Origin of the sequence: Bradyrhizobium sp. BR 10261 (assembly GCF_019455395.1) — a bacterium.
Taxonomy (GTDB): domain Bacteria; phylum Pseudomonadota; class Alphaproteobacteria; order Rhizobiales; family Xanthobacteraceae; genus Bradyrhizobium; species Bradyrhizobium manausense.
Map to the genome: position 1 here is coordinate 113,190 of NZ_JACOFQ010000010.1, position 24,197 is coordinate 137,386.

Genomic DNA, 24,197 nt, shown 5'->3' on the forward strand with positions numbered 1-24,197 from the left:
TCGGATGACCGGGGCATAATTGCCGGACCGGCAACAATTGCCGGGGCTAAAGTCGTTCCGGAGCGATGCGTCAGCATCGAATCCGGAACCTCGAGATTCCGGGTTCGGTCCTGCGGACCGCCCCGGAATGACGAGGAGAAAGCTATGTCGCCGACGGCGTCGCCGGGTGGAAGACCAGCCCGAAACCGTCGATGCAATAGCGCAAGCCGGTCGGCTTCGGACCGTCGTCGAAGACGTGGCCGAGATGGCCGCCGCAGCGCCGGCAGTGCACCTCGGTGCGCACCATGCCGAAGCTGCGGTCCTCGGTCTTGCCGACATTGCCCTCGATCGGCTGGTAGAAGCTCGGCCAACCCGTGCCGCTCTCGAACTTGGTCTCCGAGCTAAACAGCGGCAGGTCGCAGCCGGCGCAGGCGAAGACGCCCTTGCGGTGCTCGTTCAGCAACGGGCTGGAGCCGGGCCGCTCGGTGCCCTCCTTGCGCAGGATCTCATATTGCTGTGGCGTCAATTGCGCCCGCCACTCGGCGTCGGTCTTCTCGATCTCGAACTTCTGCGCGGCCTTCTCTCCAGCCTGCGCCGGCGTTGTCCTCAGCCAGCGGAAGGCCGAAAGGCCGAACAGGCCGGCGACAGTCGTTAGCAGGATGCGGCGGTCAAACATCTCATTCTCCGTGCGGGAGCCTGTACGCCCTGAGATACGGGCTCTGACGGACAATGTTACACGTCCAGGCGGGATTTTTCGCGCCCTTATTGCGAGACGCCCTGCTCCCGCGCGGCCGGTTCCGCCTGCTCCGCTGCAGGCGGTTGCGGTGGCGCTGGCGCCAGTCGCGGCCGAACCCCGGAGGGCGAATGGCGCGGACCGGTGCCGGCGGCCCGGTTGGCCTCGGCGAGGCGTGCCTCGCGCTCCCTGTCCTTCACCCGCGCCCGCTCACGGTAACGGGCCAGCGTCCCGGCTGCGGACGAACTCGCCCTGCCCCAAAGGCCGACCAATTGGCCCGCGACCCGCCCGGTGGTGCCGCCGGCCCAGACCAGCTCGAACGGCGAAAACAGCTTCCAGCGTTCCTCGCCCCACAGGATGCTGCGCGCGATCAGTTGCCCGGCCATGGCCGACGTGTTCATGCCCTGGCGGCCGAACCCGCTCGCCACCCACAGGCCTTTGCGCAGCTGGCCGATCTGCGGCATGCCGTGCACGGTCTGGCCGGTGGCGCCGCCAAACATCTCGGCGACCTCGACATTGCCGAGCTCGGGGAAGATCGACCGGATGCGACGCTTGACGCTGCCTGCAAAGCGCTGCGGTCGGGCGGCCCAGGTGGTCTCCGGGCTCACCCACATCAGCCGGTCGCCATCGATGATGCGGAAATGATCGACGCCGTCGTCATCCATCACCGATCCCTTGAAGCCGATGATCTCATGCAAGCGCTCGCCGAGCGGCGCAGTGATGCCGGCATAGCGCCAGACCGGCAGCAGCGTCTCCGATAGCCGCCGCAGCGGCGCGCCGAGATGAATGTTGCCGGCAAGCACGATATGAGAGGCGCGCAGCCGCGCCGAGGGCGTGACGATGCGCTTGCGGATGCCGGAATGATCGATGCTGACGACAGGCGTGTCCTCGAAGATGCGCGCACCGGCGCGACGCGCCAGCGCGGCGAGACCATGCACATATTTGCGGCCGTCGACCTGGAACGCCTTGGGATAATAGACCCCGTGGAAGTAACGATCGGTCTTGAGCGCCGCGCGCACGCGATCGACCTGCCAGCCTTCGACCTCGGTATCGAAATCCTCGTACAGCATCTGGAGCCGGCTGATCAGCCGGTCGCCGGCATCGACGTTGGAGACCTCGAGCACGCCCTCGGTGAGGCCGATATCAGGCATGTTCTCTTCGGTGACGTTGGCCCGGACGAGCTCGGCGCCCTCCTTCGAGAGCGCCCACAGCTCCCTGGCATCCTCGAAGCCGATGCGCTCGATCAGATCGGTGAGCGGCAGCGCGAAGCCCGGCATCACGGTGCCGAGCTGGTTGCCGGAGGCGTTCCAGCCGATGTGACGGCCCTCGAGCACCGCTACGCTGGCCCCGAGCCGTGCCGCCTCGAGTGCGACGGAAAGGCCGGCAAGCCCTGCCCCGATCACGCAAATATCGGCGTCGAGATCGAACGACAGCCGGGCACGCTCGCGAAGGCCGGCTTCTTCCTGGGACACGCTTGTGAAAGTCTCGCTCATGTCGTTTTCTTAGAGCATGATCCGGAAAAGTGCGCAGCGGTTTTCCGACAAGATCATGCTCAAAACAACAACTTGATACCGAGCAGGCGCTTGTCACCTTGTCCTCAACGGGCACTTGTAGATTATCCTGGACGGGGAACGATTCGAGAATGCCATGCGCCGTTTGATGCTGCTGCGTCACGCCAAGACCGAGACCGACGCGCCAAGCGGCCGCGACCAGGACCGCCGGCTCGACCATCGCGGCCAGCGCGACGCCGCCGAGATGGGCGACTGGATGGCCACCCATCCGCCGGTCCCCGACACCGTGCTGGTGTCGCATGCCGTCCGCGCCAGGCAGACCTGGGACATCGCCTGGGAAGCGATGAAAGACCGCGTCGCAACGCCGCGGGTCGAGATTCTGCCGGAACTCTATGGCGCCGATCCCGCGCAGATTCTCGAAACCATTCGCACTGCAACGATCCCGGCCAATCCCAAACAGCTCCTGCTGGTCGGGCACAATCCCGGCATGCACGAGGCGGCGCTGATGCTGACGGGCGGCGGCGACAAGGCCAGTGCCAAGGCGCTCGCCGACAATCTGCCCACGGCGGGGCTTGCGGTCCTCGACTTTGATGTCAAGGATTGGGGGGACGTGGCCTACCGCCGCGGCAAACTGGTGCTGTTCGTCAGCCCCAAGCTGCTTCGACTGGGATGATCGCGCGACGTGCCGGGAGAACGTGCTGACCGGAAGATTTGGAGGCGCAGATGTTCAAGTCCATTCTCGTGCCCATCGACCTCGCCGACACCGATCTGGCAAAGCCTGCGATTGCGACCGCGACGACGCTGTCGCAGAACTGGAGCGGATCGGTCCGGCTGCTCAACGTGCTGCCGATGACGCCGGTGATGCTGGCCGAATATGTCCCGGCCGACTTCGACGAACAGCAGCGCCAGACCTCGGAAGAGGCGCTCGCCATCGTCGCCCGCGAATCCGGCATCGACCCCGCCCACATCTCCACCGTGGTGCGCCAAGGCGGCATCTATCACGAGATCCTGGAGGAAGCCGCGCAGATGAAGGCCGACCTGATCGTCATGACCTCGCACCGGCCGGCGATGCGCACCTATTTCCTCGGCTCCAATGCCGGGCATGTGGTGCGTTATGCCAAATGCTCCGTGCTGGTGGTGCGGCACTAAAACGGGAGCAATGGCGTGAAGCAATTCTGGCGGAGATGGACCTACGAGATCCCGCTCGCAATCGGCGATGCGCTGTGGGAGGTGCTGGTCGTGCAACTTGCTGCGCTGCTCGACAGGCTGACGGTGCGGAAAGTCATCGCCTTCATTCCCGTCGTCATCCTCATCTGCGCCTACTACCACAGCATCCCGATTCCGCCGGAGCTCATGTTGATCGGCGACTTCCTCGCCTATATCGACATCTTCTCGGTGCTGTTCCTGGTCGGCGTGCTGAGCCGCATCACGACGATCCTATTCGTCGTCAAACAGGCCGCGGCACGCATCGCCATGCTCGCGGGCAGCGTCACAGCGCGGATGCAGCGGCTGGATGTCCGGCATGGGCGTCAGCGTAGCGCTCCGACGCAGCCGCATCGCAAGCCTGGCGCATTCGAGGACGATCGAATTTATGGTGTGTGGGGCCAGGTTGCACTGGCTTGATCCGGACGGTCTCGTAGGGTGGGTTAGCCGAAGGCGTAACCCACCACTGATGCTTCTGTGGAGGCAGAAGCGGTGGGTTACGCTTCGCTAATCCACCCTACGCAGCAAGAGCCGGGGCCCATGCCTCAGCGCACCGTGCGGCTTCCTGTGTCCCGGCTCTGCGCAGCAGCGCAAGAACGCTGCAGCACGTCCGGGACACAGGCGAGCAAGATCACAGAAACCTGGTCAGTTCGGCCTTGAACTGCCCGTACACGGCGTCCTCGATCTGGCTGCGGTTGATGCCGATGTCGCGCAGGGCGCGGTCGTCGAGCTCGTTCAGCGTCTTGACGGCGGAGCGGCGCTCCAGGCGGTCGAACAGCGCGTAAGCAGCATTGACGAGCGTGGCAAAAAATCCGCTCGAGGTGGATGGGCGTAAGCTCCGCCCGGCAGTTTGCGAGATCGTGGTCATGTTTCTTCTCCGGCCTTTGGTCCTGCGCGGCGAAGCGAATGCCGTTGGCGCAAACGCTGGAAGCGCCTGCACCTCATGTGCCGTCGGATTGCTCTCGCTCCCCTCGGCTCCATCGCGGACCTTGATGGAACTTAAATGCTCCAGTACATTGCTCGGAGCAAGAAAAACATTGCTCTCGGTGCAATAATGTCCAAGTTCGAGTACGTGAAGCTTGCGGATGCCATTGCCGCAGATATCGCTAAAGGCACGTTAAGACCCGGCGACCGGCTGCCGCCGCAGCGCAATTTTGCCTATGATCGCGGCATTGCCGTTTCGACAGCCAGCCGTGTCTATACGGAGCTTCTGCGCCGTGGGCTCGTGGTCGGCGAGGTCGGCCGCGGCACCTTCATCTCCGGCGACATCAGGCGTCAGGTCGAGAGCATCGCCGAGCCGCGCGACGCGCGGATCGATTTCGAGGTCAACTATCCGTTATTGCCGCAGCAATGGGCGATGATCGCCAAGAGCCTCGCCGGGCTCGATCGCGTCGATGCGCTGGAAGCCGTGCTGCGCTCCTCGACCAGCACCGGCACCAAGAGCGCGCGCGTTGCGGCCGCCGCCTATCTCGCCCGCAAGGATTTTGCGCCGCAGGCCGAGCAGATCCTCTTCACCGCCAACGGCAAGCAATCGCTCGCCGCCGCGCTGTCAGCGCTGGTGCCGACCGGCGGCCGCTGCGGCGTCGAAGCGCTGAGTTACCCTTACGTCAAGAGCATCGCCGCGCGGCTCGGCATCACGCTGGTTCCGATTCCGATGGACGAATTCGGCGCGCGGCCCGATGCGATCCAAAAGGCGCATCGCGAAGCGCATCTGTCGGCGCTGTATCTGCAGCCGATCATCCAGAATCCACTCGGTGTCACCATGAACGCGACGCGGCGCGCCGACATCATGCGCGTCGCCGAGAAGCTCGATCTCACCATCATCGAGGACACCGTCTACGGCTTTCTTGCCGACGACACGCCGCTTGCAGCGCTCGGGCCGGACCGTTGCATCGTGCTCGACAGCCTCTCCAAGAAGGTTGCACCGGGCCTGGCGCTCGGCATCCTCGTCGCGCCGCCGCACTTGCGCGAAAGCATGATGAGCGCGGTACGCACCGGCGGCTGGATCGCCTCCGGCCACGCCCTCGCCGCCGGACAACGGTTGATGGCCGACGGCACCGTCGCCGAGCTGACGCGGCTGAAGCGCATCGACGCGGCGCGGCGCCAGCAGACCGCGGCACGGCTGCTCGCCGGCTACCAGCTTTCGGCCGATCCGCGCTCCTATCATCTGTGGCTGACGCTGCCGCCGCATTGGCGCTCGCAGACCTTCGTCGCCGCGGCCGCGCGGCGCGGCATTGCATTGACACCGTCCTCGACCTTCGCTGTCGCGCACGGCCATGCGCCGAATGCGGTGCGACTCGCGCTTGCCCCGCCCTCGTTCGAGCAGCTCGATTCCGGCCTGCGTACGATCGTGTCGCTGCTCGGCACCAAGGAGGAGGATTTCGACTCGACGGAGTAGCCCCTCGCCGTCAGCGCTCCGGCCATTCCGCGATAAAGCCCTTCGCCTTGTACGGCTCGATCTTGTCCCATTCGTGCAGGACACGGCGACGAAATTCGGCATCGGTATGCCAGAGCGTGCGCGGCGTCGCAAAGCTGTCGACGGTGAGCAGCAGCTTGGTCACCTCGGGCCAATGCCGGTGCAATGTCATCGGATAGCGCCGCGCCGTCCAGGTGTTGCCGAGGCAGATCACGCTGCGGATGTTGCGCAGGCCCAGCGCCGCATCGATAACAGGCAGTGAGAAGATCACGTTCTCTCCGGTGTTCATCGCGCGGTGCTCCTCCAGGATCCGGTCCGCCGGAATGCCCGCTGCGACCATCGCCGCCTTGATGATGGCGCACTCGGATTGCTCCGAGCCCGGGGTGACACCGCCGCTGACAATCGACCAGCGGTAAAAGCCCTCGCGCCACAGCCGCGCGGCGGTTTCGACGCGCAGCGCAACATCCTCGCGGGTGCCGAACAGAAACAAGAGATCGGCCGGCGCAAGCGGCGTGTCGATCAGATGAGTGCGATTGATCTCGGCGATCTCGTCCGCCGTCGGCAGGCGCGTGCTGCGATTCATTGACGTCATCTCGGCACGATGCGGGAAGCGCGCGCAGCGGCGAAGTCAATTTTGATTGCGGCGCATTGCAGAGTTAGGGCAGCAAGGAGCGAGGCAGTTGATCAAAACTGTAGCTTCGCGGCTGGTTGCGCCGGACGAAGCCGCCGACCTGCCAGACGAACAGCGCCGCAAAGCCGAGGATGAACAGCACGCCGGCAAACTCGCCGATCAAGAGCGCGCGGATCAACAGCCCGGCCATCGCCACGCCCAGCAGCGCCAGGAAGGCGAGCACGGCGGCATAGGTCTTGCGGCCGAGGCCGGCGGTCAGCTCGGCCCGGCTGCCGGCCTTCGCCATCTGGGCGTGCAGCGCGACGATGAAGTCGCGAAAGCCATTGTCCTGCGGCGCCATCAGCGCCGCGGTCTGCCAGCTCGTCGACAGGATCGCGATGCGACCGCCCTTGGCATGGCTGAGATCGGCGCGAAAGCGGTGCTGCTGCATCGAGACCGGGCGGAACGACAGCCCGATGGCACTGATCTCGTCATAGCGCCAGAGGCCGGAGCGGCCGGCGATGTGCCAGGACAATCCTTCGTCCGTCAGCTCGAAGCGATGCGCCGAACCGATCAACGACGCCTTGTAGGCGTAGCTCGTGACCGACCCGCCCTGCCCGTCCGACATCTGCATCACCTGATCCCGCTTGCGATCCGCTTGCACGATCGCCCTTTCCCATCCTACAAGCCAGGCATGGCTGAGACGATCTATTTTCCACGCCGCCTGATTCTCGGGGCTGCTGCGATCGCGGGCGTACTGCTCGCGCTCGCGGTCCACATGCTGGGTGCGCGCTACGGGCTCGACCTCGGCGGCCTCTGGCGCTCCGACCCGCGCGAGTTCATGCCGACTGGTGCTGCGATCGCTTGGTGGCTAATCGCGACGGTCGGATTTTCCGGCGGCTATTTCACGGCGACGTTGATGCAGAGCGCCGTCTCCGGCCAGATCCCGCAGCGGATGCGCCAGTTCCTGATCGTAGTCGGCGTGCTGCTGCTCGCGGGCGCCGGGCAAGCGGCGTCGGCGCCGAGCCCGCTTCCGACCGTTTCCGGCGTGCTGGCGGGCCTCGCGGCGCTGTGTCTCGGTGCCGTGATGGCCTTCTGCGGCGCGCATTTCGCGCTACGCGGCGGCAAGCCCAACTAAGCCGAAGCGCGCAGCCGCGGCCGATCCAGCATCATCGCGACTTCGCAGGCGGGCCGCGGCTGGCTGAACAGATAACCCTGCGCCTGCGTGCAGCCCTCGCGCCGGAGCAGCTCGAGCTGCGCGTCGTTTTCGACCCCCTCCGCCGTGGTGACGATGCCGAGGCTGCGGCCAAGGCCGGTGACGGCGCGGATGATCGCGACGGAATCCTCGCGCGTGGCAAGCTCGGACACGAAGGAGCGGTCGATCTTGATCTTGTCGAAGGGAAAGCTGCGCAAATAGCTCAGCGAGGAATAGCCGGTACCGAAATCGTCGAGCGAGATCCGCACGCCCATGGCGCGCAAATCGTGCAGCGTGGTCAGCGTCGCCTCGCTGTTCTGAAGCAGTACGGATTCGGTGATCTCGAGCTCGAGGCGACGCGCTGCGAGCCCCGAATTCCTCAGCGCCTCCGTCACCGATGCAATCAGGTTCGGACTCTTGAACTGGACCGGCGACAAATTGACGGCGACGCCGATGTCATCCGGCCAGGTCGCGGCATCCGCACAGGCGCGGTGCAGCACGAGCTCGCCAAGCTGGACGATGAGGCCGGTCTCCTCCGCGAGCGGAATGAAGTTGATGGGCGAGATCAGGCCGCGCTCCGGATGATTCCAACGCAACAGCGCTTCGAAGGCGACAACGCGATCGCTGACGACATCGCGGATCGGCTGATAATACGGCTGGAACTCATCGCGCTGCAGCGCCGCGCGCATATCCATGTCCAGCAGGCGCCGGGCCTGCGCGCGCGCATCCATACCGGTTTCGAAGAAGCGATAGGTGCCGCGGCCGTCGGCCTTGGCGCGATATAGCGCCAGGTCGGCGTTTTTCAGCAGCTCATCCGGATTGCTGCCGTCCTGCGGCGACAATGAGATGCCGATCGAGACGCCGATCACGATCTGATGGTCTTCGATCTCGTAGGGCGCAGAGATCACCCCGACGATGCGTCCGGCGAGTGACCGCGCGGCAGCCTCCTCCGATCGGCCGATCTGGACCACGGCGAACTCGTCGCCGCCGAGACGGGCCACGGTGTCGTGCTCGCCGACCGTCGCCTTCAGCCTTTGGCCGACTTGCTTCAGCAGCGCATCGCCGATGGGATGGCCGAGCGAATCGTTGATGTCCTTGAAGTGATCGAGGTCGAGACAGAACACCGCGAGCTGGTCATTCGCGGCCGCCCGGCGCAGTCCCTGCTCGAGCTGCTCGTGGAACAGCACGCGGTTCGGCAGATTGGTCAGCGCGTCATGACGCGCCATGTGGGAGATCTTGGCCTGCGCGTCCAGCCATTCGGTGATGTCCTCGAAGGTTGCGACCCAACCGCCGCCCCGCATCGGCTGGTTGACGACGCGGATCGAGCGCTCGAACCGGCGAACGACATCCGTCGTTGTACGTCCCTCCCGGGCATCCTCGACGAGGCGCGCGAAGAATTGTTCGGCATCACCGTTCCACTGGCCCTTGGCCGCCTCCTCGCGGAGAATATCGAGCAGGAGGCGGCCGGTCAGCTGCATGTCGGAGCGGCGGAGCATCGCCGCGTAACGTTCGTTGAAGAGGATGATCTTGCCTTCGGCATCGAACATGCACAGTCCCTGCGACATGTTCTCGAGCGCCGTGTCGAGCACGATCTGCTGGCGCCCGATCTCGCCCTTGGCGCGACGGTCGAGCACGGCGGCCGTGAGCGCGATAGCGATGATGGCAACGGTCGCGCTGGCGGTCAGGATGGACAACGACGCCGGCGGGATCGCAAGACCGCTGATTGCGAGCGCCGGATCGGGCGTCAACTGCAGTGCGCCCATCGCGGTGAAATGGTGTGTGACGATGGCAGCGGTGAGCAGGATCGTGGCGCCCAACGCACTGGACAGGCTGTCGCTCCGCCCCGCGACGAACAGGGCGGACGATCCAAAGACGATGCTCAGCAGAATCGATACCGCGACGGTGCCGGCGGTCCAACCGACATGGGCAGGAATCTCGAACGCCATCATGCCGGTGTAATGCATGGCTGCCACGCCGCCACCCACGACAGCGCCGCCAAGCGCGACCAGAGCTCCGCGCCTGGTCGAAACCGAAATACTGAGACCGATGAAGGTGACCGCAATCGCAAAGACCAGCGAAAGGATCGTCACCGGGATGTTGTAGGCGCCACCGGCACCGGGCCCGTAGGCCTGCATCGCGATGAAATGGGTTGCCCAGATGCCGCAACCGGCAACGATGGCATCGAGCGTGATCCATACGAGGCGGGCACGCCATTTGCCGCTCGCGCCCGATGAAACAGACTGATTGCCGCCGCGCTTGCCAGCAGGCACACGGCGCCGCCGAGTGCGACCAGCCGCCAATCATGCTGGTCCGTGAGACAAAACAGAACTTGATACATCGCCGGCCCCTGTTCCATCAGGCACTAGAGCCGGCAGAGATGGACAGTCGGTAACCGGCGCGGCGCCGGTTGCCGGATTGGTGAACAGAGAATGTGTGTGGCCGCTCACATTTCTCGCCCCTGCGCGATGACGCCAAGGCCGATCACGCAGGCGGCCAGCAGCAGCACCGCAGCCGATATCATTAGCGATTGGTGAAGGCCGGTCATGAACGCGCGATCGGACGCCACCAGCGAGCCGAACAGTGCAACGCCGAGGACGCTGCCGGTTTGCCGTGTCGCGTTGAGGACGCCCGCAGCGACACCCGAGCGCGCCTTCTCGACGCTGCCGAGCAAGGTCGAGGTCAGCGGCGGCACCAGGAGGCCAAGCCCGCCGCTGATCGCGATCATCTGCACGAAGATCGCAGGGTAGCTCGTTCCGGCCTCGATCCAAACCAGGCCAAGACAGCCGAGCGCAGAGATGCAGGCACCTGCCACGATGGTCGGGCACGGGCCGATACGTTCGGCCAGGCGCGGCGCCAGCAGATTGACCGGGAGCACCGCTCCCATCATCGGCACGAAGGCGAGCCCGGTCCACCACGCTGACAGACCGTTGATCCGCTGGAAGTAGAGGCTCAGCACGAAGATCAGACCATAGATCGCGACGTTGACAAGCAGGCCAACGATCGTGGTCAGGCTGAACAGCCGATGACTGAACAGAGACAGTGGCAGCATTGGCTGCTCGGTGCTGGCCTCGCGCCAGACAAACAGCGCTGCGAAGACGACGGAAGTGACGAAGGCGGCGATCACCGCCGGATGGCCCCATCCAAGCGCGCCAGCCTCGATGATTGCACCGGCGAGCGCGCCCAAGGCTCCGATCGCAGCAAGCTGACCGGGCAGATCGATCTCGCGTGAGCGCGCCCGCGTGGTCTCGGTCGCATAACGCCAGCTCAGCCACAGGCCTGCAAGGCCGATCGGCAGATTGACGAGGAAGATCGCGCGCCACCCGACCAGCGTGATCAGCGCGCCACCGACGAAGGGACCGGCCGTCAGCGCCAGGCTCGCACCTGCCGCCCAGACCGCAACGGCCCGACCGCGCGCAAGATCGTCCGTATAAGCGTGATTGAGCAGCGCCAGCGAATTCGGCACCAGGATGGCCGCCGCCAGTCCCTGCACCAGTCGCGCGCCGATCAGCACGATGGCGTTGGGCGACAGCGCACAGGCCAGCGAAGCGGCCGTGAAGATCGCGAACCCCGCGATGAAGATGCGCTTGGCGCCGATGCGATCGCCGAGTGCGCCTGATGTCAGGATGAAGGCGGCAAAAGCGATGGTGTAGGCGCTGACCACCCATTGCAGCTCCGCGACGCCGCCGCCGAGCGCCTTGCCCATGGCGTCGAGCGCCGTGTTGACGATGGTGACGTCGAGCTGCACGACGCCATAGCCGAGGCTCATCGCAGCCAGCGTCAGCGAGGTTGCAAGGCGCGATGCGGTGCGCGGGGCACAACCCGCGTCGAAGGTTTCACATTTGACGGTGTTGGCTCGCATGCTGCCATCTCGGTTGCAGCCCCATGCGAACTCTACGCCGTGCTCCCGCAATCATGTTTCGACAACGACCGAATGATGGGTACCCGAAACGCAAGCGCCGCGCGGAAGAACCGCGCGGCGCTCTTGAGGGCTACTCGGGCTTAGCTCGCCGCCCGCAAGTTCACCTTGCTCTCGGCCAGCGTGGTCAGTTTTTTGTCGGTTGCCTTCTCTTCCTCGAGCGTCTTGGCAAGCACGGCGGCGCAGTCGCTGCGGCCGAGCTGCTTGGCCCAGGCGATCAAACTGCCATAGCGGACGATCTCGTAATGCTCGGCGGCTTGTGCCGCGTTGATCAGGGCTGCATCGAGCACCGCCTTGTCGGCGACCTCGCCCGCGGTTTCCTCCGCTTCTTCGATGATACCGTCGATGGCCGGGCAATCGACCGCCTTCACCGAAACGCCGTGCATCTTGAACACTTCCTCGAGCCGTGTGACGTGCTGCCTGGTTTCTTCAAGGTGCGTCAAAAAGCCCTGCTTCAGCTGCGGATCTGTGGCCTTATCTGCCATTTTCGGCAGCGCTTTGGTGAGTTGCTGCTCGGCGTAATAGATGTCCTGCAGCTGATGCACGAACAGGTCGTTCATGGTCTTGATGTCTTTGGTGAACAGTCCCATCGTTCCAATCCTCGAGAAGTCTTGGGGAACACGACAGCGTCGACTTGAACAAAAGCCGCGATTTCGCCGTGTTCGATTGCTGATGGAGCCCTAACCGGTGCGCAGCGCCGTCGTTCCAAAAAAGTCTGCGTCGTTTTGCGCCGGAACAATGCTTGCGAGCGCAGGATTTGGGACCATTTGCAAACACGGGGCACAGTCGAGGCGTGGCCCTCGACTCATATGCCTAACGCGCCGGCCATGTGAACCACGTATGACAAAACGGCGGGTCCGGCCCAGAACCTGTCGTTGTCAAGGGCTGCACAAGTCGGTGTTTTTGCCTTAAATGAGTTACATCATGCCTAGTGATCCACGCCCGCCTCGGGCGAGTGATCGCAGCCGACCGGCCAGTGTCTGGCCCGGCCGGCCTTGCCCCCCGCCGGGAGGATGAATGCACGGACTGCTGCCCGCGCTGAAACGCGGCTTCAAGAGATGGATCGGCTGGCGACGGCTGGGGATTGCCGCGAGCGTGATGATCATCGCCTTCGCGGTTACGACGCTCGTGCGGACCCTCAAGGGCATCGATACCGGCGTCATCCTGACCGCATTGGCCGATATTCCCCGCGGACATATCGGGCTCGCCGCGATCTGCGTTTTCTTCGCGTTCTGTACGCTGACCTTCTACGACTTTTTTGCACTGCGAACGATTGGCAAGAAACACGTGCCGTATCGCATCGCAGCGCTGTCGAGCTTTACGTCCTATTCGATCGGCCACAACATTGGTGCCACGGTATTTACGGGCGGTGCGATCCGCTTCCGAATTTATTCGGATTACGGGCTGAACGCGATCGACGTCGCCAAGATCTGCTTCCTCTCCGGCCTGACCTTCTGGCTCGGTAACATTTTTGTGCTGTCGATCGGCATGGCCATCCATCCGGATGCGGCGTCCTACATGGACCAGCTGCCATCGTCGATCAACCGGCTGATCGCGTGCGGCGGCCTCGCCTCGATCGCCGCCTATCTGATCTGGCTCAGCATGGGCGAGAAACGCCGCGAACTCGGCCAGAAGGGCTGGAAGGTGGTGCTGCCGTCGGCGCCGCTGACGCTGGTCCAGATCCTGATCGGCGTGGTCGATCTCGGCTTCTGTGCCTTCGCAATGTACCTGCTGATTCCGGCTGATCCGCCGATCGACTTCCTGTCGCTCGCGGTGGTGTTCATCCTGGCGACGCTGCTGGGCTTCGCCAGCCACGCACCCGGCTCGATCGGCGTGTTCGACGCCGCCATGCTGGTGGCGCTGCCCGAATTCGGCCGCGAGCAACTGCTCGCGACCCTGCTGGTCTTCCGTATCCTTTATTTCGTGATCCCGTTCGGTCTCGCCATTTCCATTATGGGCACAAGGGAGCTCTGGATGAACGTGGTGCGGCCTTGGCAGGAACGGCGACGACTGGCGGAAGCTTGCGCTCAGGCCAACCTGCCGAAGGAGGTGACGCCGATGGAGCGCGAACGGTTGGTGCGCCAGGCCAGCAAACGGTAAAGTCGGCCAGCGGCCGCGCGGAAGCCCGCAAAGGCCGCAGCGAGAGGATTGCCGGCCAGGGGCTATGCTCTCTTATTTCCGCCTCAACTTTGCCGTTGAAGACGCGGGCCATGATCCCAGTTTCCCCTCGCCGTTTTCTTGCGGGTGCCCTGCTTTTGGCCGGGCTCCTCACCGTTCTGCCGCTTCAGCGCGTCCTCGCGCAGGATGCCGGCGCCATGCAGATCAATTGGGAGGTCCGCAACCGCTTCCGACTGTTCCGCGAGGAACGCGACTTCCTACTGCATGTCGAAAATGCCCGTAACCGCAGCATTCTCGCCGCCGAGCAGTCGCTGGAGCTGCAAAGCGAAGGCCGTGGCTGGGCCCGCAACATGGTCAATCGGCTCTGCATCGATCTGCAGGGCCGGGTCAACCAGCCCTGCACCCGTGACAACGTCAAAGAGAACTACCTCACCCCGGTCGACCACCCCATCACCGTGCGCCTGGCCGGCGCGGTGCCGGTCGGCGCCACCTGCGCCTGGTCGTTCGACGACGGTGACGGGCCGCAATCCTCCACCTTCGACTGCGCCGAACCGGTCAATCTGCGGGTCCGCTACGGCAAGCAGACGGTCGCAACCGTCGACGTCTCTTCCGGCTCCGATCCGACCCGGCGCCTTCAGACCGAGATCCAAGTCCGCGACATCTTCATCGCCGGCCTTGGCGACAGCATCGCCTCCGGCGAGGGCAATCCGGACCGGGCGCTGGCGCTGGCGGACGAGGGCTTCTGCTTCCGCTCCTATCTCGGCACGGGCGTCGGACAATATTACCGGCCGAGCCGCGCCGGCTTCAAGGGCGGACGCGCCTGCGAGGCGCCGGATACGCTCGCCAACTGGCAGCACTATGGTGCGCTCTGGTTCAACTCGCCGTGCCACCGCTCGCTCTACAGCTACCAGGCCCGCACCGCGCTCGCGCTGGCGGTGCGCTACACCCATATCGCCGTCACCTATCTGCCGCTCGCCTGCACCGGCGCCAGCATCAGCGACGGGCTGCTCGGCTCCCAACGCGCCCGCGAGTGCCCGCCCGGCAAGTCGGGCGTCTGCAACACCAGCGTGAATGCGCAGGTCGCCGAATTGCGCGAGGCACTGACCGCCGCGAAGAAGCGTCAGCCGGATCGCAATCTCGATCTGGTGCTGCTCTCGATCGGCGCCAACGACGTCTACTTCTCCGGCCTGGTCGCCGACGTCATCGTCGACACCGCGACCGAACGTGCACTGTTCCGCCGCTCCGGCGTGATGGCGAGCGTCGACGATTCCCGTGACGCGCTCCAGCGCGAGCTGCCGCAGAATTTCGTCCGCTTACGCGAGGCGCTGAAGCCGCTGCTTGGCGGCGATCTCTCGCACGTGGTCTATGTCTCCTACGCCAATCCGGCGCTTGCCGACGGCGGCGTGCCCTGTCGCGGCGGCCGCAGCGGCTTCGACATCCACCCCGCTTTCAGCGCCGATCCGCAGCGCCTCGCCCGCGTCTCGACCTTCGTCGACACCGAGTTCCTGCCGCAGTTGAAGGGGCTGGCCACCTGCACGCAGGGTGCGCTGTGCCGCGATCCCGAGGCCGACCGGATGACCTTTGTCGATTCCCACCAGGCCGCGTTTGCCGATCACGGCTTCTGCGCGCATGCCGGAGGCGATCCCGAATTCGACCGCACCTGCTTTGCCGAGAACGGACAGAGCTTCAATCCGGACATCGTGTCGGCGGCGAGCCAGCCGATGCTGTGCGGCCGCGGCGCCTCGGAGTATCGCGCCTATCTACCGCGCGCGCGCTGGATCCGCGATGCCAATGACAGCTATTTCGCAGCGATGACCTATCCGCAGGGATTGCCGGCGGCGAGCCAGCCGAATGACATTCACGACGCGACCTGGGGCGTGCTCTCGGCGGTTTACGGCGGCGCCGTGCATCCGAGCGCCGAAGGCCACGCCGCGATGGCGGATGCCACGCTGCCCGCCGCAAGCGCCGTGCTTGGTCTGGACGCGGTGCCGCCGGGTGTCACGCGCGGATTGCTGCCGCCGCTGCTGGGCGGCACGCGGCAGTAGAAGCAAAGCAATCTCCCACCGCGCCGTGGTGCGAACTCGCGCTCTCCACATGCTCTCCACATGCGCGCTATCATCGCCCCGCAGGCGGGCGATCCAGTACTCCACGAGCCGCGTCGTACTGGATTCCCCGCCTGCCGCCTACGCTACAGCTTCGGCGCCCCTGAACCTCAACCCCGGCGAAGCCCTGGCGTAGCCGGGTCGCGGGGAACGACAGTGGTGTGCGTGGAGAAAGCTCGTCACCCTCAACATCGCGCCGGCATTTTCGCAGTTTCACGATCGTCTCCACTCCCTGCCGTTCCATCAATTCAAAACCGGCATCAATCGATACCCCCTTCAACTTGGACACTTTCCCACGCGCGCCTCTAGGAGTCGCCGTGAGGAAACATTTCAAGTTCTAAGGAGCGCCTGATGAGCGCAGTGGTGTCCGCAACGGACGTGAAGAGGTCTCGCGTCAGGCTGTTCATCGTGACCATGCTGTTCCTGGTCACCACCGTCAATTACGCCGACCGCGCCACGCTCTCGATCGCAGGTCCCGCCCTCTCCAAGGAACTTCATCTCGATCCGGTCGCCATGGGCTGGATCTTCTCGGCCTTCGGCTGGTCCTATGTCGTTGCCCAGGTGCCGGGGGGCTGGCTGCTTGACCGCTACGGCTCGCGCCTCGTCTACGCCTTCAGCATCATCGTCTGGTCGCTGTTCACGATGATGCAGGGCTGGGTCGGTTTCCTCGGCGCCGGCGCCGCCGTCGCCGTGCTGTTCGCGCTTCGGCTCCTGGTCGGCGTCGCGGAGGCGCCGTCCTTCCCCGCCAATGCCCGCATCGTCGCGGCCTGGTTTCCCGGCAACGAGCGTGGCACTGCGTCGGCCTTCTTCAATTCGGGGCAATATTTCGCGACCGTGATCTTCGCGCCGCTGATGGGTTGGATCGCCCATGATTACGGTTGGCGCTACGTATTCTCAGTGATGGGCGGTCTCGGCGTGATCATGGGCCTGGTCTGGGTCAAGACCGTATACGGACCGAAGGAGCACCCCGGCATCAACGAGGCCGAGTTCGACTACATCAGGGATGGCGGCGCGCTGGTCGATCTCGATGCGCCCAAGGACGATCTGAAGCGGGCACGTGCGCCCGCGGCCGGCTCCGGCTGGGACCACATCCGCCAGCTGCTCTCCAACCGCATGATGCTCGGCGTCTATCTCGGCCAGTACTGCATCAACACGTTGACCTATTTCTTCCTGACCTGGTTCCCGGTCTATCTCGTCAAGGAGCGCGGCCTGTCGATCCTGCAAGCCGGCTTCGTCGCGACGCTGCCGGCGCTGTGCGGCTTCATCGGCGGCGTCCTCGGCGGCATCATCTCCGATGCGATCCTGCGCCGGACCGGCTCGCTGACCATGGCGCGCAAGATTCCGATCGTCGGCGGCATGCTGCTGTCGATGTCGATCATCGCCTGCAACTATGTCGACGGCCAGGCGCTGGTGGTCGGTTTCATGGCGCTCGCCTTCTTCGGCAAGGGCATCGGCGCGCTCGGCTGGGCTGTCGTCTCCGACACCTCGCCGAAGGAAGCCGGCGGCGTCTCCGGCGGCCTGTTCAACACTTTCGGCAATCTCTCCTCGATCACCACGCCGATCGTGATCGGCTACATCCTCGCCGCGACCGGCTCCTTCAACGGCGCGCTGCTGTTCGTCGGCGCCAACGCGCTGGTGGCGGCGTTCGCCTATCTCGTCATCGTCGGCAAGATCGAGCGGGTGACGCTCAAACGTTCCTCCTGAGGGCTCCCATGGGAGCTTGACCGGGCAACTCAACGGCGGCCCTCGAAAGCCGCCGTCTTTGTTTTTGGAGGTGATCGATGCTAGAAGTGCCGGGGAAACGCCTTATTCATCTAAGGCATGTATCGATGTTCGACCTCAACCAGCTCCGCTGTTTCGTCACGGTGGCGGAGGAACTGCATTTCGGCCGCGCCGCCGCGCGACTGAACATGACCCAGCCGCCGCTGTCCCGGCAGATCCAGGTGCTGGAGCACATCATCGATGCGCCGCTCCTGGAGCGCACCAGCCGGTCGGTGCGCCTGACCCCGGCGGGCCGCAGCTTCCTGCCGGAGGCACGCCGTATCCTGAAGCTTGCCGAAAGCGCCTCGCAGGTGGCTCGCCGCATCGCGCTCGGCAAGACCGGCTCGGTCAAGATCGGCTTCACCGCCGCCGCCGCCTACGGCTTCCTGCCTGAGCTGATCGCGGCCTGCCGGGCCAAGCTGCCGGAGGTCGACTTCTCGCTGAAGGAAATGGTTTCCGGTGACCAGTTCGAGGCCCTCACCTCGGGCCAGATCGATGCCGGCCTGCTGCGGCCGCCGATCGCGCGGCCCGAGCTTGCCAGCCGCCGCGTCGTCGCCGAGCCCCTGCTCGCCGCCATTCCGAAGAAGCATCCGCTGGCCAATGCCGAGAACATCACCATCAAGGACTTCGACGACCAGCCCTTCGTGATGTATTCGCCCTATGAAAGCCGCTACTTCCACGACCTCTTGGTTGCGCTGTTCACCCGCGCCGACATTCTGCCGCGCTATGTCCAGCACCTCAGCCAGATCCATTCGATCCTGGCGATGGTGCGCGCGGGCCTTGGCCTTGCCATCGTGCCGGCCGCGGCCGCCGGCCTCAAGATCTCCGACGTGCGGCTGCGGCCGCTGAAGCTGCGCAACCGCGTCCCGGTCGAGCTCTTCATGGTCTGGCGCCGCGACGACGAGAACCCGCTGCTGTCGGCGCTGGTCAAAATCGCCAGTGAATTATCGTCGGCGGAGGTCGTGGAGGATTGATGCTCAATCCGCATCGGTCGATATAGGCTTTGGCTTGGACGCGCATCGAACGGTCTCCTAAACAGCGGCGCATGGACGCGTGCCTCAGTGCCTCGGTGAGCGTCCCCGACACACACACGAGAGCAGGGAGCAGCGCCCCGTGAGCAAGATGACCCCGCAGGAAATGGCCCAGAAGATCGGATCGGGCCTCCTGTCCTTCCCCGTCACGCCGTTCAAGGGGGACTACTCCTTCGACGAAGCGACCTACCGCGCCAACATGGACTGGTTGTGCGGCTACGAGGTCGCAGGCCTGTTCGCCGCCGGCGGCACCGGCGAGTTCTTCTCGCTGACCCCGACCGAGGTTCCTGAGGTGGTCAAGGTCGCCGTCGAGGAGACCAAGGGCCGCGTGCCCGTGCTCGCCGGCACCGGCTACGGCACCGCCATCGCCCGCGAGATCGCTGTTGGCGCGGAAAAGGCCGGCGCGGATGGCCTTTTGCTGCTGCCGCCCTACCTCACCCATTCCGAGCAGGACGGCCTTGCCGCCCATGTCGAGGCTGTCTGCGCCGCCGTGAAGATCGGCGTCATCGTCTACAACAGAGACAACGCCATCCTGCAGCCCGACACGCTCGCTCGCCTCGCCGAGCGTTGTCCAAACCTCGTCGGCTACAAGGACGGCATCGGCGACATCGAGTTGATGACCCGCGTCTACACCAAGCTCGGCGATCGCCTGACCTATGTCGGCGGCCTGCCGACCGCGGAGACGTTCGCGCTGCCCTATCTCGACATGGGCGTGACGACCTATTCTTCGGCCGTGTTCAATTTCGTGCCGGAGTTCGCCACCAATTTCTACGCCGCCGTGCGCAAGCGCGATCATGCGACCATCCACGCCGGGCTGAAGGATTTCATCCTGCCGCTGATCGCGATCCGCAACCGCAAGAAGGGCTATGCGGTCTCGATCATCAAGGCCGGCATGAAGGTGATCGGCCGCGATTCCGGCCCGGTCCGTCCGCCGCTGACCGACCTGACCGAGCAGGAGATGGCGGAACTGACCGCGCTGGTGAAGAATCTGCCCGCCATCCCATCGTCACAACGAGCTGCAGAATAACAGGCAACAACAGGGAGAAGCGCGCGATGGCCCAGACGGATATATCTGGCGCACCGGTTGTCACGGCGATGCAGGTGATTCCGGTCGCCGGCCGCGACAGCATGCTCCTCAATCTGAGCGGCGCGCATGCACCGTTCTTCACCCGCAACATCGTCATCCTCACCGACAATGCGGGTCATACCGGCGTCGGCGAGGTGCCGGGCGGACAAAAGATCTGGCAGACGCTGCAGGACGCCCGCGCGCTCGTGATCGGCAAGACCGTCGGCGCGATGAACAACATCCTCGCCGATATCAGAACCACCTTCGCCGACCGCGACGCCGGCGGCCGCGGCAAGCAGACGTTTGACCTGCGCGTGATGATCCACTCCGTCACCGCCGTTGAATCCGCCCTGCTCGATTTGCTCGGCCAGCACCTCAATCTGCCGGTCGCAGCTCTGCTCGGCGAAGGCCAGCAGCGGAGCAGCGTCGAGACGCTCGGCTATCTCTTCTTCGTCGGCGATCGGAGCAAGAGCAAGCTCGACTACGTCAAGGGCGAGATCGGCAAGGCGGAATGGTTCAACCTCCGCCATCAGGAGGCGATGACGCCTGAGACGGTCGTCCGGCTCGCGGAGGCCACGCAGGACCATTACGGCTTCGCCGATTTCAAGCTGAAGGGCGGCGTGCTCCGCGGCGAGCAGGAGATCGAGGCGGTCACCGCCATTGCCAGGCGCTTCCCCAACGCCCGCGTCACGCTCGACCCGAACGGCGCCTGGTCGCTCGATGAGGCCATCAGCCTCTGCAAGAACATGCACGGCATCCTCGCCTATGCCGAGGACCCCTGCGGGGCCGAGGCCGGCTTCTCCGGCCGCGAGATCATGGCCGAGTTCCGCCGCGCAACCAGCCTGCCGACCGCGACCAACATGATCGCGACCGACTGGCGCCAGCTCGGCCACGCGCTACGCCTCGGCGCGGTGGACATTCCGCTCGCCGATCCCCATTTCTGGACCATGCAAGGCTCGGTGCGCGTCGCCCAGACCTGCCGTGACAACGGTCTGACCTGGGGCTCACACTCCAACAACCATTTTGACATTTCGCTCGCCATGTTCACCCATGTCGGCGCCGCCGCTCCCGGCAAGGTCACCGCGATCGACACCCACTGGATCTGGCAGGACGGCCAGGCGCTGACCAAGGAGCCGCTACAGATCCGCGGCGGCAAGATCGCGGTTCCGGATCGTCCGGGCCTCGGCATCGAGATCGACCAGGCGGCCATCGAGGCCGCGCACGAGCTCTACAAGAAGCATGGACTCGGTGCCCGCGATGACGCTATTGCCATGCAGGATTTGATCCCGGGCTGGACCTTTGACGACAAGCGTCCCTGCCTCGTTCGCTAAGAAACTGAGGCATGGTCCCGGAAAAACGGGTACCGGTTTTCCGACTTGGATCATGCCCCCTTAAATGACTTGGAGGACTGTATGACTGCGATCCTGAAAAACTTCATCGGCGGCGAGTGGGTCGATGGCTCCGGCGTCACCAGGAATATCAATCCCTCCAACACCAATGATCTCGTCGGTGAATATGCCAAGGCCGACAAGGCGCAGACCGAGAAGGCGATCGCCGCCGCGAAGGCCGCCTTTCCCGCCTGGGCGCAGTCGACGCCGCAGGTGCGCTACGACGCGCTGAACAAGATTTCCACCGAGATCCTCGCTCGCAAGGAAGAGCTTGGCCGCCTGCTCGCCCGCGAGGAAGGCAAGACGCTCCCCGAGGGCATCGGCGAGGTCGCCCGCGCCGGCCAGATCTTCGCGTTCTTCGCCGGCGAGGCCCTGCGGCTGATCGGCGAGAAGGGCGCCTCGGTGCGTCCCGGTCTCGATGTCGAGATCACGCGCGAGCCGGTCGGCGTCGTCGGCATGATCACGCCCTGGAATTTCCCGATCGCCATCCCCGCCTGGAAGATCGCGCCCGCGCTCTGCTACGGCAACACCGTGGTGTTCAAGCCGGCGGAGCTGGTGCCCGGCTCGGGCCACGCGCTCGCCGAAATCATCACCCGATCGGGCATTCCAGCTGGCGTGTTCAATCTCGTGGTCGGCTCCGGGTCCGTCGTCGGCCAGACCCTGCTTGAGCATCCGGATGTCGCGGCGATCTCCTTCACCGGATCGGTGCAGACAGGCCGCAAGATCGCGCAGGCCTGCGTGCTCTCGAACCCGATGAAGAAATTCCAGCTCGAGATGGGCGGCAAGAATCCGCTGGTCGTGCTTGACGACGCCGACCTGAAGACCGCCGTCGAGGTCGCCGTCAATGGCGCCTATTTCTCGACCGGCCAGCGCTGCACCGCCTCGTCGCGCCTGATCGTGACCGAAGGCATTCACGACCGCTTCGTCGCCGCGGTGGCCGAACGTCTGAACAGCCTGTCGGTCGACGATGCGCTCAAGGCCGGCGTGCATATCGGCCCCGTGGTCGACCAGAGCCAGCTCGACCAGGACCTGCGCTACATCAAGATCGGCCAGGACGAAGGCGCCAAGCTCGCCTTCGGCGGCGAGCTGCTCAAGCGCGAGAACCCCGGCCACTACCTGCAGCCGGCGCTGTTCACCGAAGCCAGCAACAACATGCGCATCGCGCGTGAGGAAATCTTCGGACCGGTCGCCGCCGTCATCCGCGCCAAGAACTACGAGGAGGCGCTTGCGATCTCCAACGACACCGAGTTCGGCCTCGCGTCCGGCATCTGCACCACCAGCCTGAAATACGCCTCGCACTACAAGCGCAACAGCGAGTCCGGCATGGTGATGGTCAATCTGCCGACCGCCGGCGTCGACTATCACGTGCCGTTCGGCGGCCGGAAGGGCTCGAGCTACGGCCCCCGCGAGCAGGGCTCCTATGCACGCGAGTTCTACACGACGGTGAAGACGGCCTATACCTATCCAGGTTGATAGGCTGACTTCGTAGGGTGGGTTAGCGCAGCGTAACCCACCTCTTCTGCTTCCGCGGAGAGAAACAGTGGTGGGTTACGCCGAGTGATTGCGCTTCGCGCAATCACGGGGCTAACCCACCCTACAATTCCGGAGTCCACGATGGACCAGGACGTCGCAGCGAAAGAGCAGCCCCGCTACATCAAGCTCAACGCGCGCGACAACGTCGCGATCGTGGTCAATGATTTCGGGCTTCCCGCCGGCTCCCGCTTTGCCTGCGGACTGACGCTGCGCGCCTTTGTGCCGCAAGGGCACAAGACTGCCCTGGTCGACATCGCCCAAGATGAGCCGATCATCCGCTATGGTGAGGTGATCGGCTACGCGCTGTCGCCGATCCTGGCCGGCGAATGGGTCGATGAAGCCCGCATCCGCATGCCGGAGGCCCCTGCCCTCGACAAGCTCGAGATTTCGACCGCCGTCCCGGCGCCGCTGCCGCCGCTCGAAGGCTTCACCTTCGAGGGATACCGCAATCCGGATGGATCGGTCGGCACCAAGAACATCCTCGGCATCTCTTCCTCCGTGCAATGTGTCAAGGGCACGATGGAATACGCGGTAAAGCGCATCCGCGCCGAGCTGCTGCCGAAGTACCCGAACGTCGACGACGTCGTGCCGCTGACCCACGCCTATGGCTGCGGCGTCGCCATCACCGCGCCGGATGCGGTCGTGCCGATCCGCACGCTGCAAAACCTCGCGTTGAACCCGAATTTCGGCGGCGAGATCCTTGTCATCGGCCTCGGCTGCGAAAAGCTTGCACCCGAACGGCTGGTGCCGGAGGGCGTGAACGATGCCATCGTCCGCATGCAGGATGAGGCCTTCGACGGTTTTGGCGCTATCGTCGACGCGATCATGACCCAGGCCGAGGCGCGGCTGAAGGTGCTCAACTCCCGCAAGCGCGAGACCTGTCCCGCTTCCGACCTCGTCATCGGCCTGCAATGCGGCGGCAGCGATGCCTTCTCCGGCGTCACCGCCAACCCTGCCGTCGGCTTCGCCGCCGACCTCCTGGTGCGCGCCGGCGCCACCGTGATGTTCTCCGAGGTCACCGAGGTGCGCGATGCGATCCAGCTTCTCACCCGCCGCGCCATCAACGAGGATGTCGGCCGCGCGCTGGTGCGCGAGATGGCCTGGTACGATTCTTATCTCGCCCGTGGCGGCGCCGATCGCAGCGCCAACACCACGCCCGGCAACAAGAAGGGCGGCCTCGCCAACATCGTCGAAAAATCCTTGGGCTCGATCGTCAAGTCCGGTTCGTCAGCCATCACCGGCGTGCTCTCGCCCGGCCAGAAGGCGACGCAGAAGGGCATGCTGTTTGCGGCAACGCCGGCGTCCGACTTCATCTGCGGCACGCTCCAGCTCGCCTCCGGCATGACGCTGCAAGTGTTCACCACCGGCCGTGGCACGCCTTATGGACTGGCCGCCGCACCCGTGATCAAGGTCGCGACCCGCACTGAGCTTGCACGGCGCTGGAAGGACCTGATCGATTTCGACGCCGGCGGCATCGCCACCGGCGCCAAGACCATCGAGGAAACCGGCTGGGACCTGTTCCGCCTGATCCTCGATGTCGCCTCCGGCCGCACCAAACCGTGGTCGGATCGCTGGGGCATCCACAACGATCTGACGCTGTTCAATCCGGCGCCGGTAACGTGAACCGTGACGGCG

Annotated in this window: 20 protein-coding genes and 1 pseudogene; 13 read left to right on the forward strand and 8 right to left on the reverse strand. The window is 65.0% G+C overall.

Translation table 11 applies throughout. The annotated features are described in order from the left end of the window. Nucleotides 1–142 precede the first annotated feature (142 nt). Nucleotides 143–655: a peptide-methionine (R)-S-oxide reductase MsrB gene (gene msrB / locus HYH07_RS13955; RefSeq protein WP_057749122.1), complete on the reverse strand. Its 513-nt coding sequence runs from the start codon at nucleotides 653–655 to the stop codon at nucleotides 143–145. A gap of 86 nt (nucleotides 656–741) precedes the next feature. Then, on the reverse strand, nucleotides 742–2,205 hold the full coding sequence (locus HYH07_RS13960) for an FAD-binding oxidoreductase (RefSeq protein WP_220003032.1): 1,464 nt from the start codon (nucleotides 2,203–2,205) through the stop codon (nucleotides 742–744). Between the two features lie 154 nt (nucleotides 2,206–2,359). Here HYH07_RS13960 and HYH07_RS13965 point away from each other — a divergent pair, with 154 nt between their 5' ends. From HYH07_RS13965 to HYH07_RS13975, 3 genes are read left to right on the forward strand one after another with little or no spacing between them, the layout of a single operon-like run. Continuing rightward, entirely contained in the window at nucleotides 2,360–2,896 is a 537-nt protein-coding gene (locus tag HYH07_RS13965; protein ID WP_220003033.1) for a histidine phosphatase family protein, read from the forward strand. Between the two features lie 50 nt (nucleotides 2,897–2,946). Continuing rightward, nucleotides 2,947–3,372 (forward strand): universal stress protein, encoded by a 426-nt coding sequence (locus tag HYH07_RS13970; RefSeq protein ID WP_057749171.1) that lies wholly within the window; start codon nucleotides 2,947–2,949, stop codon nucleotides 3,370–3,372. A 15-nt stretch (nucleotides 3,373–3,387) separates the two neighbouring features. Further along, complete coding sequence (locus tag HYH07_RS13975) at nucleotides 3,388–3,846, forward strand: hypothetical protein (RefSeq protein WP_220003034.1); 459 nt, start codon at nucleotides 3,388–3,390, stop codon at nucleotides 3,844–3,846. Nucleotides 3,847–4,057: 211 nt separating this feature from the next. Here HYH07_RS13975 and HYH07_RS13980 read toward each other — a convergent pair whose 3' ends face one another. After that, complete coding sequence (locus tag HYH07_RS13980) at nucleotides 4,058–4,294, reverse strand: DUF1127 domain-containing protein (protein ID WP_057749113.1); 237 nt, start codon at nucleotides 4,292–4,294, stop codon at nucleotides 4,058–4,060. Nucleotides 4,295–4,480: 186 nt separating this feature from the next. Between HYH07_RS13980 and HYH07_RS13985 the strand changes: the two genes are divergently transcribed. Next, nucleotides 4,481–5,824, forward strand: coding sequence for a PLP-dependent aminotransferase family protein (locus HYH07_RS13985; protein WP_220003035.1), 1,344 nt, complete (start codon nucleotides 4,481–4,483; stop codon nucleotides 5,822–5,824). A gap of 10 nt (nucleotides 5,825–5,834) precedes the next feature. Here the strand turns inward: HYH07_RS13985 and HYH07_RS13990 are convergent, their stop codons facing one another. Together HYH07_RS13990 and HYH07_RS13995 are read right to left on the reverse strand one after the other, a co-directional pair. Next, entirely contained in the window at nucleotides 5,835–6,434 is a 600-nt protein-coding gene (locus tag HYH07_RS13990; protein WP_220003036.1) for a YdcF family protein, read from the reverse strand. A 64-nt stretch (nucleotides 6,435–6,498) separates the two neighbouring features. Then, complete coding sequence (locus HYH07_RS13995; protein WP_220003135.1) at nucleotides 6,499–7,086, reverse strand: hypothetical protein; 588 nt, start codon at nucleotides 7,084–7,086, stop codon at nucleotides 6,499–6,501. A gap of 60 nt (nucleotides 7,087–7,146) precedes the next feature. On the opposite strand from HYH07_RS13995, the gene HYH07_RS14000 reads away from it, so the two are divergent. Continuing rightward, nucleotides 7,147–7,590 (forward strand): hypothetical protein, encoded by a 444-nt coding sequence (locus HYH07_RS14000; RefSeq protein WP_220003037.1) that lies wholly within the window; start codon nucleotides 7,147–7,149, stop codon nucleotides 7,588–7,590. Here the strand turns inward: HYH07_RS14000 and HYH07_RS14005 are convergent. From HYH07_RS14005 to HYH07_RS14015, 3 genes and pseudogenes are all read right to left on the reverse strand, one after another. Then, nucleotides 7,587–9,985, reverse strand: a pseudogene (locus tag HYH07_RS14005) (EAL domain-containing protein). The gene HYH07_RS14000 and the pseudogene HYH07_RS14005 sit on opposite strands and share 4 nt — an antisense overlap. Before the next feature lie 105 nt (nucleotides 9,986–10,090). Then, on the reverse strand, nucleotides 10,091–11,506 hold the full coding sequence (locus HYH07_RS14010) for an MFS transporter (RefSeq protein ID WP_220003038.1): 1,416 nt from the start codon (nucleotides 11,504–11,506) through the stop codon (nucleotides 10,091–10,093). Nucleotides 11,507–11,646: 140 nt separating this feature from the next. Beyond that, a complete protein-coding gene (locus HYH07_RS14015) occupies nucleotides 11,647–12,153 on the reverse strand; it encodes a ferritin-like domain-containing protein (protein ID WP_057749098.1) in 507 nt (168 codons plus the stop codon). Between the two features lie 427 nt (nucleotides 12,154–12,580). Between HYH07_RS14015 and HYH07_RS14020 the strand changes: the two genes are divergently transcribed. The 8 genes from HYH07_RS14020 (at nucleotide 12,581) to garD (ending at nucleotide 24,185) form a co-directional block, all read left to right on the forward strand. Further along, nucleotides 12,581–13,663 carry a YbhN family protein gene (locus HYH07_RS14020; protein ID WP_220003039.1) on the forward strand — a complete coding sequence of 361 codons (1,083 nt, stop codon included), beginning with the start codon at nucleotides 12,581–12,583 and terminating at the stop codon, nucleotides 13,661–13,663. A gap of 110 nt (nucleotides 13,664–13,773) precedes the next feature. After that, the gene (locus tag HYH07_RS14025) at nucleotides 13,774–15,726 is read left to right on the forward strand and encodes a hypothetical protein (protein ID WP_220003040.1); all 1,953 of its coding nucleotides are present in this window, start codon (nucleotides 13,774–13,776) and stop codon (nucleotides 15,724–15,726) included. A 408-nt stretch (nucleotides 15,727–16,134) separates the two neighbouring features. Beyond that, nucleotides 16,135–17,487 (forward strand): MFS transporter, encoded by a 1,353-nt coding sequence (locus HYH07_RS14030; protein ID WP_220003041.1) that lies wholly within the window; start codon nucleotides 16,135–16,137, stop codon nucleotides 17,485–17,487. A gap of 125 nt (nucleotides 17,488–17,612) precedes the next feature. Beyond that, the gene (locus HYH07_RS14035; RefSeq protein ID WP_220003042.1) at nucleotides 17,613–18,518 is read left to right on the forward strand and encodes a LysR substrate-binding domain-containing protein; all 906 of its coding nucleotides are present in this window, start codon (nucleotides 17,613–17,615) and stop codon (nucleotides 18,516–18,518) included. A gap of 139 nt (nucleotides 18,519–18,657) precedes the next feature. Continuing rightward, on the forward strand, nucleotides 18,658–19,602 hold the full coding sequence (kdgD, locus tag HYH07_RS14040) for a 5-dehydro-4-deoxyglucarate dehydratase (protein WP_220003043.1): 945 nt from the start codon (nucleotides 18,658–18,660) through the stop codon (nucleotides 19,600–19,602). A 26-nt stretch (nucleotides 19,603–19,628) separates the two neighbouring features. Next, the gene (gudD, locus tag HYH07_RS14045) at nucleotides 19,629–20,972 is read left to right on the forward strand and encodes a glucarate dehydratase (protein WP_220003044.1); all 1,344 of its coding nucleotides are present in this window, start codon (nucleotides 19,629–19,631) and stop codon (nucleotides 20,970–20,972) included. 81 nt (nucleotides 20,973–21,053) lie between these two features. Further along, entirely contained in the window at nucleotides 21,054–22,502 is a 1,449-nt protein-coding gene (locus tag HYH07_RS14050) for an aldehyde dehydrogenase family protein (protein ID WP_220003045.1), read from the forward strand. A 141-nt stretch (nucleotides 22,503–22,643) separates the two neighbouring features. Continuing rightward, nucleotides 22,644–24,185, forward strand: a complete 1,542-nt coding sequence (gene garD, locus HYH07_RS14055) for a galactarate dehydratase (protein WP_220003046.1) — start codon at nucleotides 22,644–22,646, stop codon at nucleotides 24,183–24,185. Nucleotides 24,186–24,197 lie beyond the last annotated feature (12 nt).

Excerpts from the sequence above, each read along its gene's own strand:
- HYH07_RS14035 (WP_220003042.1), top strand. The coding sequence starts at position 17,613 with ATGTTCGACCTCAACCAGCTCCGCTGTTTCGTCACGGTGGCGGAGGAA.
- HYH07_RS13960 (WP_220003032.1), bottom strand. The coding sequence starts at position 2,205 with ATGAGCGAGACTTTCACAAGCGTGTCCCAGGAAGAAGCCGGCCTTCGC.
- HYH07_RS14050 (WP_220003045.1), top strand. The coding sequence starts at position 21,054 with ATGACTGCGATCCTGAAAAACTTCATCGGCGGCGAGTGGGTCGATGGC.
- garD (WP_220003046.1), top strand. The coding sequence starts at position 22,644 with ATGGACCAGGACGTCGCAGCGAAAGAGCAGCCCCGCTACATCAAGCTC.
- HYH07_RS13985 (WP_220003035.1), top strand. The coding sequence starts at position 4,481 with ATGTCCAAGTTCGAGTACGTGAAGCTTGCGGATGCCATTGCCGCAGAT.
- HYH07_RS14010 (WP_220003038.1), bottom strand. The coding sequence starts at position 11,506 with ATGCGAGCCAACACCGTCAAATGTGAAACCTTCGACGCGGGTTGTGCC.
- HYH07_RS14030 (WP_220003041.1), top strand. The coding sequence starts at position 16,135 with ATGAGCGCAGTGGTGTCCGCAACGGACGTGAAGAGGTCTCGCGTCAGG.
- HYH07_RS14015 (WP_057749098.1), bottom strand. The coding sequence starts at position 12,153 with ATGGGACTGTTCACCAAAGACATCAAGACCATGAACGACCTGTTCGTG.
- HYH07_RS13990 (WP_220003036.1), bottom strand. The coding sequence starts at position 6,434 with ATGACGTCAATGAATCGCAGCACGCGCCTGCCGACGGCGGACGAGATC.
- HYH07_RS13965 (WP_220003033.1), top strand. The coding sequence starts at position 2,360 with ATGCGCCGTTTGATGCTGCTGCGTCACGCCAAGACCGAGACCGACGCG.
- HYH07_RS14000 (WP_220003037.1), top strand. The coding sequence starts at position 7,147 with ATGGCTGAGACGATCTATTTTCCACGCCGCCTGATTCTCGGGGCTGCT.
- HYH07_RS13995 (WP_220003135.1), bottom strand. The coding sequence starts at position 7,086 with ATGCAGATGTCGGACGGGCAGGGCGGGTCGGTCACGAGCTACGCCTAC.
- gudD (WP_220003044.1), top strand. The coding sequence starts at position 19,629 with ATGGCCCAGACGGATATATCTGGCGCACCGGTTGTCACGGCGATGCAG.
- HYH07_RS14025 (WP_220003040.1), top strand. The coding sequence starts at position 13,774 with ATGATCCCAGTTTCCCCTCGCCGTTTTCTTGCGGGTGCCCTGCTTTTG.
- HYH07_RS13980 (WP_057749113.1), bottom strand. The coding sequence starts at position 4,294 with ATGACCACGATCTCGCAAACTGCCGGGCGGAGCTTACGCCCATCCACC.
- HYH07_RS13970 (WP_057749171.1), top strand. The coding sequence starts at position 2,947 with ATGTTCAAGTCCATTCTCGTGCCCATCGACCTCGCCGACACCGATCTG.
- HYH07_RS14020 (WP_220003039.1), top strand. The coding sequence starts at position 12,581 with ATGCACGGACTGCTGCCCGCGCTGAAACGCGGCTTCAAGAGATGGATC.
- msrB (WP_057749122.1), bottom strand. The coding sequence starts at position 655 with ATGTTTGACCGCCGCATCCTGCTAACGACTGTCGCCGGCCTGTTCGGC.